Source organism: Cognatiyoonia sp. IB215182, from assembly GCF_033963905.1.
GTDB lineage: Bacteria > Pseudomonadota > Alphaproteobacteria > Rhodobacterales > Rhodobacteraceae > Yoonia.
Genome location: NZ_JAXBMB010000021.1, coordinates 1 through 13,053 on the forward strand (window position 1 = coordinate 1; position 13,053 = coordinate 13,053).

A 13,053-nucleotide genomic window follows, 5' to 3' on the forward strand; every position below is an offset into this window, starting at 1 on the left:
AGCTGATGAGCTGATGAGCTGATGAGCTGATGAGCTGATGAGCTGATGAGCTGATGAGCTGATGAGCTGATGAGCTGATGAGCTGATGAGCTGATGATACGGCAGCTTCACCACAAGCGCAAGTAACATATTGAATCTATTGCGGATATTTGCGATTTTTTTATCGAGCATGCGGTGGGCGAACCATTCGTTTCCTGCCCAACATTAGAACCCGCTTACCACATTGGGAAATACTCCAATCCTATATTTGGATAGGCATCAGCTATGGTGAGGCCTGCCACTGCCAAACTCTCAATTTGCCAAAATGGCCTAGCTGACGGCAGAGCAGGAAAAGCCCAGATCTCTTCGAGTTGAATGACATTAGGGTCAGGACTTCGGTAACGTGGGCGTCCCGGTCAAGCCGTTTTGCGCAAAACAATTGATCCGCCATAGCGGTTCCCTTGGTGTTTTTGTGGCTGCCCTGGCTTCTGTCGCGGCTTTCAGCTGAGATCCTTGGGGTACATGCTTCGGTTCGTGGTCAGCGCAGCGGCTGCCAACATGATGCTGGTTCGATGTAATTCCGATGTGCCCATCTCATAGGCGTGCTTGGCAAATGCCTGCGACAGTCCTGACCACGGCATCATCGGAACCACGTCCCTGCGGGACCTCGAAAGCCTGTGATTAGACAGGCTATGGGCGGTGCTTTTTGTCGTTAAGCCGCTCTTGGTGCTGCATCCGGCTGGAAGGTCGTGCCATCCATCCAGATCCGATGAAGGATGACAGCAATGCGGCGGGCGAGAGCAACCATTGCAATTTTGCGCCCGCGCCGCTGCGCGAGCTGGGCTCCCCATGTTCTCAGCCATGTTGATCGGCCACGGTTCATCATGACAGTTGCTGCCTGGCACAATGCTCGCCGCAGATTGACGTCGCCAGCTTTGGTAATGCCACCAGATATATCTCGTTCACCAAACTGGTTGCGCGAAGGCGTCAAACCAACCCAGGGGCCAACTCTTTTTGAAGACCGAAAGCGGGCAGGATCATCGACCGCAGCACGGAATGTCAGTGCTACGACAACACCAATTCCTGGCATCGACATAAGGCGTTGGCATACCGGATCATCCCAGGCCAGCTGACGTACGCACTTTTCGAGACCGGCCAGTTCCTGCCGTAGGGACGCTCGGGCCCGCAGCATTGGTTCAGTCGCGGCTTCCAGCATCGGATTGCCATCTGCCAATTCCCAAATGCGTGTCTCTAACCTTCCGCGAGAGATCGCACCGACCTTTAGGCCAGAGTTCCGCAGCAGTCCGCGCACTGACATTTCCAGAGCGATCATGTTTTGCTGGATAGCTTTTCGAGCGCCGAGAACCGCTCTGGTTTCCTGAGCAGAGACCGATTTACAGTGGACCGGGCGGAACCAGCCGAGATGAAGAAGGCGTGCAATCCCTTCTGCATCGCGTCGATCCGTCTTGATCGGCATCGCCTTCAGGGCTCCTTTCACCTGGCGCGTTTCCATGAGTACCGCTTCCAGACCCGCTTCGGTCAGCCCCCTGGTGCAGCCATTGCGACAGTGGCCCAGCTTCCAGGCCAATTGCCGCGATACTGCCGTCCAAATCGTTCAGCCATCGCGCCAGAACCTCGGGTTCGCTCTCAACCTCCGTCTCTTTGATGATCTTGCCAAACTCGCTGATCACGCAGACCGAAGTCTTCGCAAGCGATACATCCAATCCAATAAATTGTTTCATCCCGTCATCCTCCATGTGGGTTCGATACGGGAATGGCGACAGCGCAGTGCTGATCTGACAAGTGGCAACGGTCTTGCGTGACGCAGGCCCCGTTACAGCATCTCATATCCAGTAGACTACGAGTGCAGCGAGAGCGATGGCGGATAGGAAGAGTTGTTTCGCACAATTGCAAGCTATGGAACTCAAATTGGGCTTCCCTCTTCAGCATTGATGGATCTTGCAGAAACGAAGGGGTTTCAAAACTCCAGTTTGCAGCGTCTTCGCGAGATTCCGGACGCGTCAGAGACTGCGAAGATTGAAGCTGAACATGCAAGTTCGGAGCGAGTTAATCGCGCTGCTCAACAACTTAATCAAGACACAGAGTGACATCTAAGACTTTAAAAATGCCTACGTACTTGTCTCAGAGTCTACTTCTTCTGATTCACTTATGGCTCTCGAATTCAGTACATCCGCGCATCAACGGTCGCATATCTGGAAACCGTGCTAGGGCAGTTGTTGCGCGAGGCATGGCACTTTGCAGTTGTTGACACGCCCGCTCACCCAACCGCTTCGGTATTTGAAGCAACAGGTCAATCGTCACTGTTGATTGTCCCAGCTCGGGACGCTGCAGACGCAAGCTGGATAACTGAGACGTTGCCAGAGGAGTTTTTGGACGGCTACCACACATTGCGATGCGTCGTTGCGGGCTCAAGTGCACCGAGTTCAGTGCGCAAGGCTTTTGCGCCCCTACCTGTGCTTGAAACGGAATTGCCGTACCAACCCGAACTCTGTGTGTCAGCGATGTCTTCGAGCACTATCATCAAGCCAGTCATATCAAACGAAAAGTGGCACTTAGGCTGTTTGAGCTTTGCACGCGAAGTTGCTGAGTTGGCAGAATGCACCGTTGAATGTCCGACCAAGCCCAATCTTGGACTTGTAGTGACATGAACTGCACTCGTGATCAGTTGCAACTAGTTCGCGGCATGGTCACGACCGCGCGGGAACAGATGCACTCTGTCCGCGTAGACCGACAGACCGGCTAGATGCCGAACGTAATGAGTGTATGCATCCAGACACAGACTTGGCACCAATTGCCTGCCAGAGCCGATCCCGGGCCGACCCCCCTTGATGAATCGTTGGAGAGGCTCTCTATGCGCCATTTTTTCACCGGTTTTCGAGAGCCGGAGTTTTTCAACACAATCAGCTGGGCACTGGTCATCCGACCAAAACTGTCAGAGGTCGGAAACGAGCCCAATTTGCTCGTTCCTCAGATTGCAGCAAATGGAGGCCTCACGAATTTCCCCATGTAGCTCGATCCCCGACCAAACAAGGCGGGTTCAACGGAGGGGCGCGAAGATAAAGCAGAGACCAATGACGAAAGAGAGACCGCGCTGTTGCGGTCGGCCCAGGTGGTTCTTACTGCAGGACGAATGTCAAAAGAAGAACTACGTGAGTTCAATCATGATGGGGATACAGATACCGATGGGGAAGATGGTATAAGAGAGTAGGAGGCGGAGGTGCACCAAACACTTGTTTCAGGTTTCCCCAGTTTGAGCCTTAGTTGATGACATTATGGAGAATCAGTCTTTTTCTAAGCGCGATCGCGACAGCTTGTGTCTTAGTTGCTGCTCCAAGTTTAGCCGATGCATTCCCAATGTAGAAATTCACGGTACGCTCGCTAAGACCAAGGATCTTTCCAGTTTCCCAACAACTCTTTCCGCGACTTGCCCACGTCAGTACATCCCTTTCTCTGGGAGACAGTTTAAGCGGCACACCGCTTTCGGGACACTTTTTTGCCAGTGACGAATGAAGCAAAAAGCCGAGGTACACGAGATCTGAAAGGAGGTGCTTTTTTATCGAATGCCATTCTCTAGAAGACTCCATTGAACTGACCGAGAAAAGTGCCTCGCTTCCTTCGGGTGTTCGAATTGGAATGGAAACACCTTGAGTGCCAATGCCAAACTCGGCGGCTTCCCCAAAAAAGTCTTTGGTTGATTTATCGCCCGACGTTACTGCTTCCCAATCCAGCGGCAGTATTCCACGGAAACTGTTTCTGACTACCGGATCACTCTCGTCGTAACCCATTTCGACATAGCGTTTTTCCCAATCACTTGAGTAAGTTGTGACTAGTTCAACCTGTTTTTTTCCTGCTTTCTGGTTGGATAAGTGCATGTAGGCAATGTCTGACAAACCGAAGCGTTGGCCAAAAGCGCGAAGAAAACCCGGTTTATCGTCGGTGCCTTCAAACTTCTCAGCGTTTTCGACAAATTCTTGAGAAATATCCAAATGCATAAATTCATTATCTCCCGTTGTAACAGTACTGCGCCAGATGCTGATGCAGCCATTAAGATAGTGTACGGGCGCGCTCACGCCAAGAGCAGTGCCGCGACTTGGATTCTATCACACTGTTTGTTTCAGTTGCGTGATATCTAAGTGTCGGTTTATGAGTTGGGCTGTATTGTGCCGATGACTAACGTAGCTCTCGGTCGTGAGCATAGATTCTTAAGGCTCTAGCTTCCTAACGGCAAGGGTTGCAATGGCTGCAATGGTAGCAAGCGCGGCTGCTACAGGAAGTAAACCGAAGTGGTCAGTGGCTAATCCCATAAGAATCGTGGTGAGTGCCATGCCGCCAAACGCGGTGCCGTAGAAGATCACCATCAAACAGGGAACGTCACCGCGATCAGCGTTCTTAAGGATGCGGTTCATGGACACCATGAAAGCGACTTCAAACGCAAACATAAACATAAAGTAGAAAACGAATGTAATTGCAGGCACGGTGGAAATGAAAGGTGTTATCATAGTAATGCAAGCAGCCACGAATATCAGTGACAACGGTGCCGCTGCATTCCGGTCACCGGTGAAGCAGAAGTTCACAAAGGCGACACCTGCTACTATCCCCAAAACTCCGATAGCTTCTGATACCGCGCCGTACTGCGGAGGCAGTTCAAGCCATGCAAGAGGAAGCCATACGCGAGCAACTTGATTGTATGCCTGCAAGAAAATCACTGAAAACACGAGAATGATCATGGAATGTAGGATAGTTGTGTCTGCTAAGAGAGCTTTTTTTCCACGAATAAAGAGTGAGGTGTAGCCACCTGTGTCAGATCGAATAGCCGAGACCACTGGCAAGAGAAGGCACACAAGTGACGAAATTACGTACGTTGCAGCGTTGGCCATAGCAATGCTTGTCATGCTAAGTACTGATATCAATGCAAAGCCGATAACAGCGCCAAGCGCCTGACCAATGTAGTTACATGTCATGACGATGTTGTTTGCGCGGTCGATATGTTCGTCATCGAGGTAGCTCTTTAGCGCCACGTTCCTCGCGACCTTGGTGGTCATATCGAAGAATCCTCTCACAAATAGAAGCGCATACGCTAGATAAAAGGAGCCGGTTGCAACAGATAAGCCGACCATAAGCGTAGCAACTCCTGCGCCCAGTTCTAAACCTATTAAAGTTCGCTTCGGCTCGTAACGATCAGCGAGTTTCCACGCCACAGGCATGAGGATGAATATCGGCAAGAATTGAGCAACGTAGACTCCGGCGGCTCCTAAAGCTGAAGCGCTCTCTTGGAAAAAGCCAACGGACAAGGCAACCAAAATAATGTTCGTGCCTGTTGCGCTTATTAACATCGAACCAGCGAGTAGACGCTGTGATATGAGCTGATTTCCAATGATTGAATTGTTCTGGTGGTCTTGCCTAATGGTCATTCAAAAAGTTCAATTCTTAGTTCCTTAGCTATCTTTGCAAGGTATGTGTCGGCGTGTCTATCGGCCTCAAGCATCGAATCGTGTTTCACCTGAAACCTTGCTAGTATGTCGTGCATTTTAACCGGCGCACCCGGTTCCAGCTTGTAAGGATCGAACTGAATGACATCATCCATTTTGAACAGCCAGCTGAGGTCAAAAGATTTGGGTAGTTGCGCATCGACTTTTGGCATCAACTTCCGAGTAGTTATAGCGGAAGATGGAAGACAGCCTCCCCAGGCTGGCGGATTGCCAAGGTGTATATCGATAAGGTGTTCGAGTATGCAATCGCCTGTGACGTTCTCATAGAGGCTAGGCATTACACCACCCATCAATCGAGGGTTTACCTCGACCAGAGCTGGGCCGTGTTGAGTTACGATTAATTCAATATGGAATATTCCCAAGTCCAAGCCGATGGCTTTGGCGACTTGCTCGGCATACTCGCAACACTCTGATTTGGCCTCATCTGTCAGTTGCGCAGGCATCGAGGCTCCCATCTCGATGCATTCGTTGTCCTTAGCACGCGGACGTCCTGAGACCATGAAGCGATAGAACTGACCGTCGAGTAAACCTAGCTCGACGGAAACAAGGGGACCTACCAGAAGCTCTTCAATAAGAAGACCCTTCGAGATTTGCTCTCTAATCTCTGGGGCTAGATTTTCTATACCGTTCATTATCTCTTGTGCGGCTAGCTGTGCCTCTTTCGCGTTGCGCGCCGCAAAAGAGAGGATGCTGTCAAATCCAACCTGGGGTTTCACGATAACGGGTTTGCCGAAGTTTTCTACAATTCGGGCTACTTCGGCGGCATCGTAGGCCACAGCGTGGAAGCCTGATCGAAGACCAGCCTTCTCGATAAGGCGGCGCGCTCGATGCTTGTTTCGCGAGTTTTGAACAGCCTGTGCATCCGTAAATCGTATATCCAATGCTTGGCAGGCGTTCGCAACTGTGTCGACGCATGGCTCAAGCTGAGTGATCACACCGTCGATAGCTTCTAAGGACTGGATCGTGCGCATGGCGTCTATGACTTCGTCCAGCGATGTTGGATCGTCAATCGAAACAAGATTATCGACCTTATTTGTGACTGATCTTGTGAAGCCTGTTTCTGTGTATAGCCTATACTTTGATTGAATGAAGGACACGGAGTAACCGCGTTCTTGAGCAATCCTCATTGTGTTGAAGCCGGGGACATTAGAGTCGACGAAGAGTAGATGTGTCATCTGGAAGCCTAGTCTATAGCCGAGAGTTCGCTGCCGATACTGGCAACATTGATCTTAAAACCATTGCCTTCGGTTACTGTTTTCAAGTGTTCGTCCAAGCCCACGAGACGTTTGTTTTCTTGTGCTTCAGGAAAACGGCCTCGAGCGTCTTGCTTCTGTCCGATGAGGATTACAGCGCAGCGCATGTCTGGTTGGATGCAAAACAGTACCCCACCGGCGTCGCCAAACTCGCCGATCATGAAGCAGAAGCCGTCGCAAATGCCTGTCATTGGCTTGAATCGATGTTCAAGACGTCTGAGTACAGTATCTAGATTGAAGTTCGATTCACATTCTATGTGCCCCTCGATCTTGAAGTAGGGTGTAAAGCTGGCAGTGCGCAGCCAAACCGTTGTACCATCAGCTTTCCTGAACATGGAGCTATCAGCGTGGATAGATTGGAAAAGCATCGCTCAAAGTTCGAATTTTTGTGACCGCGTGTTCGTAGATATGCTCGGCCGTCATAGGCAATGACTTGAGCACATCTGCGACCAGAGTACCCAGCTCAACCATTTCAGGTTCGTGCATTCCGCGTGTGGTTACGGCCGATGTGCCAAATCGCAAGCCGGACGTAATATTTGGCTTCTCCGGGTCAAATGGCACCAGGTTTCTGTTGCATGTCAGGCCAATATCTTCGAAAGCAGACTGCGCTACGTCACCCGTTAATCTAAGTGGACGGAGATCGACCATTATGAGGGGGGTGTCAGTGCCGTCGGAAACGACGGAGATGCCATTTTCCATTAAGGTAGTCGCAAATTTTCGAGCGTTTTTCACAACCTGATTGCCATAAATTTGGAAATCATCTGTAAGAGCCTCACCAAAGGCGATTGCTTTGCCTGTGATCATTTCTGGAAGTGGTCCACCCTGTATGCCAGGGAAGACGGCAGAGTCGATCTTCTTGGCCATGTCTGGGTCCTTCGTGAGTATAAGACCACCCCTTGGGCCGCGGAGATTCTTGTTTGTCGTTGTAGTAATGACATCGACGTGGGGAAATGGGTTGGGGTAGCAGCCAGACACAATTAGTCCTGAGAAGTGAGAGACATCGGCAAGAACCTTCGCACGATGTTTTCGTGCAATCTCAGCGACCTTAGGAAAATCGATAGTCCGAGGATAAGATGAGCCGCCTACAATGATCAGCTTTGGGCAATGTTCAGCGGCAATTTTCTCCATGTGAGCATAGTCGATTAGACCGTCGCAGTTGGTTCTATAGAACTTGGGATCGAACCACTTTCCTGAGACGTTAGACTTCAGGCCATGACTGAGGTGCCCACCGTCTGATAGACCTAAACTCAGAACGGGGTCGTCTGGCTGAAGCAGGGCGAAGAAAACTGCTTGGTTGGCCTGCGTACCAGAGTTCGGTTGAACGTTCGCATGGGAAGCGCCAAACATTTCTTTAGCACGATCAATAGCAAGTTGCTCTATCGTGTCGATGTTCTGAACACCAGCGTGATATCGTTTGCCAGGATACCCCTCGATGGATGTCATTGACATGATTGAAGAGACACCTTGTCGAACAGCAGCGCTCAGATAATTCTTGGGTGCGATCATTTCAATCGCTGCATTTTGGCGCTGGTTTTCGGCTTCTATGGCATAGAAAACGGCAGGGTCGACCTGCTTCATGCTATCGTAGAAAAAGCTCGATTTTTCGAGTTCAGCAAAATCTTCCATTGGTGACTACCCCCATAAGCGGTTGCCGTTAGGCGGCGGCAACGGTTTTCTGTTTTTGTGGTGAGAGCGCATTGAGTACATCATCGGATGCTTCACACATACCGCCTACGGTTTTCAGACCGTCATACTTTACGATGGGGCCTAGCCGCTCGAATGGGCAGCCCGACCGTCTTAATATTCGCTCCATGAAAACATCATAGACAGAGATCACATGTGTCATTCCGGAGGTCTGAGCTGTGTGAAAGAGACCCCAAAGCAGCTCTCTGGTGATGTCGTTAATTCCGCTTGCACCGACGTTTTTCACTGCGCTGGTATCGACGCAGAATCGTGAGCTCTCGACAACTAGTGGGTTTCGCACAATACCTATGTTACCCATGACTTCAGGGAACACATCAGAGAGCATGTGTGACCCTGTAGTTGGCAAAAGGCGAAGCGACGCGAGTAGTCTGCGGTCTTCGTCAATTACGCATACATATAAGGGGTTTAGTTGGTCGAAGATATCGCGCTCTTGACCGTTAACGACATCAACTCGCCAGTTCCGCCTGTCTTTAAACTGGCGTGCACGTAGCTGATACATTTGGTCAAACAGTGCCGCGTTTGCTTCAATTTCGTGGGCATGAGCGGTTACAATCATCGCCACCTCGCTCGGATTAGACTTCTCAATACGAGAAGCGTGCAGCATCAGGAGGATTCGGGCACTACTGCGAATCCTACGTATTGAGTTTGTCGGAGGGTAAGGTGCGGTGCCGATCCGCCCTTATAGAAGACCACGCATGTCACCTGCATAGATCGGCTAAGCTTCGTGCACAGAATTTCTCATGGATCGTGCCCGGTAAGTAATCGATTAAAATGACGCTAAACCCTTCGGGTGCTGAAGGTGGTGTGCCTGAATGCGTTTGCATGTCGACATGGAAGTTTGCTCAGATGCTTGATCAGCAATCACCAATAACAGCGCGCCGTACAAGAAGACGTACAACAGCCAAAGATCATGCAGAACTGGCGCGTTTGCTTGGTGCTCTTGGCAGATTACGTCTGTCCAGCAATCTCAATCAGATTGCCCCCAAAATATGAACCCCGAATTCGCGGAACTTTTCTGAGTTTGCTCCAGAGATTGAGGCACGTTTGCAAGCGATTTCGGACGCAGCTCCGTTAGTGCACAGCGAAATCTGAGAGCGCGTTGATAATGACAATGCCTGCGATGATAAGGGCGAGGCCCACGATAGCTGCAAGGTCCAGTTTCTGACCAAAAACCACAACGCCAGCAACGGCCACGAAGATGACGCCCAGACCGGATGCCGCCGCGTAGGTGATCCCCATCGGCATGTGCTTCAGAGCAAGCGTGAGGAAGTAGAACGAACCTCCGAGGCCCGCGATAACGAGCAGGGACGGCCATAGCTTCGTGAACTGGGCGCTTGCATTGAGTGCGGAGTAACCAATCGTCTCGGCGATGACCGACGCCACAAGATAAACGTAGGGGGTGGGCATCCTCGGTAACCTCACTGTTTTTTCAATCACTTGAGAAGCATGGGATGGCGCTGCGTCTTCAATCCTGACCCAAAGCGGTATGCGATGCGATCGCCCGGAAGAGTGCGACGGTTTCGTGATCGCGAATATCGAAGTCGTAGTCGGCACTGGTTTTGACGATCACAGTCTCGTGGGCGCGGTCGATATAGATGTACTGACCCCAGATCCCGATCGCGAGGACCTCGTCCTGCGGATTTTCCGGGATCCACCAGTGATATCCGTAGCCGAAGGTCCAAAACGAGGCCGGATTGTCGCCCGGCTCCAACCTTGGCGCAGATGAGCGCGTCGAGATTTCCACCCAGTCGCGCGGGACAATCTGCACACTATCGCGCGCGCCAGCCTCCAAAATGAGCCGCCCAAACCGCGCATAGTCGCGCAGCCGCGCATTCAGGCAGCAATAGGGCAACACCTCGCCCGCGCGCCCGGTGTTCCAGAATGCAGGCCCCTCAGCGCCCATGGGCTGCCAGAGGCGTGTCGCGAGATAGGCCTCGTTCGGCATCCCCGTCGCGGTCTCCAACACCAATCCCAAGGCGATGGTGTCCGAGCTGATGTATTCATTGTAGGTGCCCGGCTCGCGGGCACGCTCGAGATCTGCCAGCGCGTTGGCGAGGCTTCGACCTGCCATCACCCCATAGATCAGCCGGTTCACGTCCGACATCGGGTTGTCGTAATCCTCGTCAAAGGCCACACCCGATGACATGGTGAGCACGTCTTCAATCGTCACGCCGTCATAGCCCGACCCGGCCAGCGCGGGCACGTAATCGGTGATCTGATCGTCCACGCTCGCGATATGCCCTTCCGCGATCGCAATCCCGACCAGCGTGGAGACGACCGATTTCGCGACCGAGAAGGACGTGAAAGGCGATGTCTCGGACGCGCCCAGCCGGTACTCTTCGTGGGTAATGATACCGTCCTGGAGAACCAGCAGCCCCGTCGTCATCGTCTCGTTCAGAAACGCCGAGACCGAGCGTTCGCCCCCCTCGAACTCATAAGTGTCGGGCAGACCTCGGTCATAGGTCCCGAACGTCCAGATATCATCGCCCGATGGAATGTCCCGCGCAGGCATGATCCGGTCCATGGACCGGAAGTTCTCAACGCGCATGTCTTCTGCGAAAAGCGTGATACCGGCCCAATAGGGCGAGTTTCTGAGCCAAAGGTAGCCCCCGGCCGCCACGAGACTGAGAGCCACACCCAGTCCAAGACCGATTTTCAAGACAAGACGCACACCTGCCTCCGAACCCGTTGAGCCTTTTTCACGGGCTCGTTAGCCTGCAATAACCGGAACGGAAACGGGTATGACGCCAACAGCATGCGTTTTGTCGCCAACGACACTGTCCTTGGAGAGACCTTGGTCGAAGCACGCGCTTTGGCGCGGAACCGGCTGCTGTGGGCGGGGCTGGCGGGTGGTGGTTTCCTGATCGGGCTCACAGGCCCCTTCGGGACCTATTCGACGATGCAAACCCCAATGCGGCTGGCCTACTGGGCGCTTGTCGTGATGTCTTGCTACTGGATCGGTTTGCTTATCTCGTTTGCGGCAGCTACATGGCTTGAGAGCTTGAATACGCCACCAGCGCTGAGTGTTGGTCTTGGCGCATTGGTAGCGAGCGTTCCGATAACCCTTTGGCTTTCAGCCTTACACGCTATCTTCCTTAGGGATCCCTTTTGGGCAGATTTCAGTCGGCTCCTGCCTTATGTCGCGGTCATCTCCCTCGTGTTGAACTTCCTTGTCGAGGGAGCCTCGGCTGGCGACACCTCCGTCGAAAGACCTGCCCCGCCCACCTCTCGGCCAGCATGGCTGGACCGGTTGCCGCCTGAAATGGGCTCAGAGCTTCTCTTGCTTCAGGCACAAGACCATTACCTGCGAGCGCAGACGCCTATGGGCGAAACGCTTATCCGTGGCTCGATTAGCGAAGCATCCGACGCGCTCGGGGACTACGGCATCCGGGTCCATCGCTCCTGGTGGGTGGCGCGATGGGCAATCTGCACCTACCGCACGCGAGAAGGTGGAAGGATCATCATCTTGTCGTCGGGCGAAGAAGTCCCGGTTGGGCGCAGCTATTGGCGGTCGGTAAAGGACCTCGTTGACCGTACCTAAAAAACCCTTTGACTGACTGCCGAGCATCGATCCGAGAAACGGAAAGCAGCCTTATACATCGCGAGTGGGAACGTCAGCTAAGTCCGGCCCTGCGATCGTCGGATCACCAACAACCAAGGTCCGGTTTGGGTTGGCCCCCGTCATCTGACTAAAACCGTCAGATGACGGCATCGAGCCCATACATATGCAATGCTGCGCGATGCATGAAGGTCTGGTCTCGGTGTCCAAACAACAAGTTGCCGTCAAAGCTGGCTTCGACAAAGGTTCAGGGCGCGTGGCGGTCGCGACGGGACTCGAACCCGCAACACCCGGATAGACAATCCGGTGCTCTCCCATTGAGCTACGCGACCGCAATCTACTTGGTAGGGCGTACGGGATTCGAACCCGTGTTTTCCGTTAGAAAGACGAATGTCCTAAACCACTAGACGAACGCCCCAAAGCAGATGAGAGCTTCATACATCCGACGAGCGGGCCCGTCAAATTATCATTTTAAATCAAATACTTAATGCAAGTATTCTCTGTTCATCGCCGAAGGCGGCAATGTCAGAACAGAACGCTGGTGTCGTATGCGTGAAGATGAGATCAGGGAGACCGCGCAGATGTGCGGGGTCTCCCCTGTATCGTCAGGTTCTTCCAACTGCTGATTTGACACAGCTTTGATCTCCTTGTGTTTTTGAAACAAAAAAGGCGGCCACCGGATGGTGCCGCCCTGACAGAAAGGCTCTTGCGAACCTAACCTTTTAGGATGCGCATACCTAGTCCACGCACCCCGCTAGGGCGTTGGTCCAGGTATCTCGTTCTGAAAACCGTACTTTCATCGTGCGCTCCAACTTCACGACCACCTAGCAGACAAGCACTTGGACGGACAAGAAAATCTTTTGCAGGACAATCGTCCAAAACGGACCTTCGATCCATTGATGTGAAGGTCCGTCCGATCCGCGATGTGTGAGTTCGACGAAGCCCGGAGTTTGCGTCTGCAGCGAATGACCGCAAAGCGGGCTGCGACCGCAGCATCGAAGATGAGGGGTGGATGTCGGTTTAGGGCCGTCCTCACCAGCACTAACCT

The 13,053-nt window shown here is 52.6% G+C and carries 9 protein-coding genes, 2 tRNA genes and 1 pseudogene; 1 reads left to right on the forward strand and 11 read right to left on the reverse strand.

What is annotated here, in order from left to right; all coding sequences use genetic code 11:
* Positions 1-691: 691 nt before the first annotated feature.
* The 9 genes and pseudogenes from SLH47_RS24225 to SLH47_RS24265 all read right to left on the reverse strand — a co-directional run bounded on the left by SLH47_RS24225 (position 692) and on the right by SLH47_RS24265 (position 11,081).
* A pseudogene (locus SLH47_RS24225) lies at positions 692-1,721 on the reverse strand (IS110 family transposase).
* A 1,536-nt stretch (positions 1,722-3,257) separates the two neighbouring features.
* Positions 3,258-4,070, reverse strand: coding sequence for a LuxR family transcriptional regulator (locus tag SLH47_RS24230; RefSeq protein ID WP_320243463.1), 813 nt, complete (start codon positions 4,068-4,070; stop codon positions 3,258-3,260).
* Positions 4,071-4,202: 132 nt separating this feature from the next.
* Complete coding sequence (locus tag SLH47_RS24235; RefSeq protein ID WP_320243465.1) at positions 4,203-5,411, reverse strand: MFS transporter; 1,209 nt, start codon at positions 5,409-5,411, stop codon at positions 4,203-4,205.
* A complete protein-coding gene (locus tag SLH47_RS24240) occupies positions 5,408-6,664 on the reverse strand; it encodes an ATP-grasp domain-containing protein (RefSeq protein ID WP_320243467.1) in 1,257 nt (418 codons plus the stop codon). Before SLH47_RS24240 ends, SLH47_RS24235 begins: the two co-directional genes overlap by 4 nt.
* Positions 6,665-6,672: 8 nt before the next feature.
* A complete protein-coding gene (locus tag SLH47_RS24245; RefSeq protein ID WP_320243468.1) occupies positions 6,673-7,077 on the reverse strand; it encodes a hypothetical protein in 405 nt (134 codons plus the stop codon).
* Between the two features lie 7 nt (positions 7,078-7,084).
* Positions 7,085-8,368, reverse strand: coding sequence for a serine hydroxymethyltransferase (gene glyA, locus SLH47_RS24250; RefSeq protein ID WP_320243470.1), 1,284 nt, complete (start codon positions 8,366-8,368; stop codon positions 7,085-7,087).
* A 28-nt stretch (positions 8,369-8,396) separates the two neighbouring features.
* On the reverse strand, positions 8,397-9,050 hold the full coding sequence (locus SLH47_RS24255; protein ID WP_320243472.1) for an acyl-homoserine-lactone synthase: 654 nt from the start codon (positions 9,048-9,050) through the stop codon (positions 8,397-8,399).
* Between the two features lie 467 nt (positions 9,051-9,517).
* Positions 9,518-9,853: a DMT family transporter gene (locus SLH47_RS24260; protein WP_320243473.1), complete on the reverse strand. Its 336-nt coding sequence runs from the start codon at positions 9,851-9,853 to the stop codon at positions 9,518-9,520.
* A 58-nt stretch (positions 9,854-9,911) separates the two neighbouring features.
* The gene (locus SLH47_RS24265; protein WP_320243475.1) at positions 9,912-11,081 is read right to left on the reverse strand and encodes a serine hydrolase; all 1,170 of its coding nucleotides are present in this window, start codon (positions 11,079-11,081) and stop codon (positions 9,912-9,914) included.
* Between the two features lie 120 nt (positions 11,082-11,201).
* On the opposite strand from SLH47_RS24265, the gene SLH47_RS24270 reads away from it, so the two are divergent.
* On the forward strand, positions 11,202-11,987 hold the full coding sequence (locus tag SLH47_RS24270; protein ID WP_320243477.1) for a LytTR family DNA-binding domain-containing protein: 786 nt from the start codon (positions 11,202-11,204) through the stop codon (positions 11,985-11,987).
* 275 nt (positions 11,988-12,262) lie between these two features.
* Here SLH47_RS24270 and SLH47_RS24275 read toward each other — a convergent pair.
* Together SLH47_RS24275 and SLH47_RS24280 are read right to left on the reverse strand one after the other, a co-directional pair.
* Positions 12,263-12,337 (reverse strand) — tRNA-Asp (locus tag SLH47_RS24275).
* A 10-nt stretch (positions 12,338-12,347) separates the two neighbouring features.
* Positions 12,348-12,423, reverse strand: a tRNA-Glu gene (locus SLH47_RS24280).
* Positions 12,424-13,053: the final 630 nt, after the last annotated feature.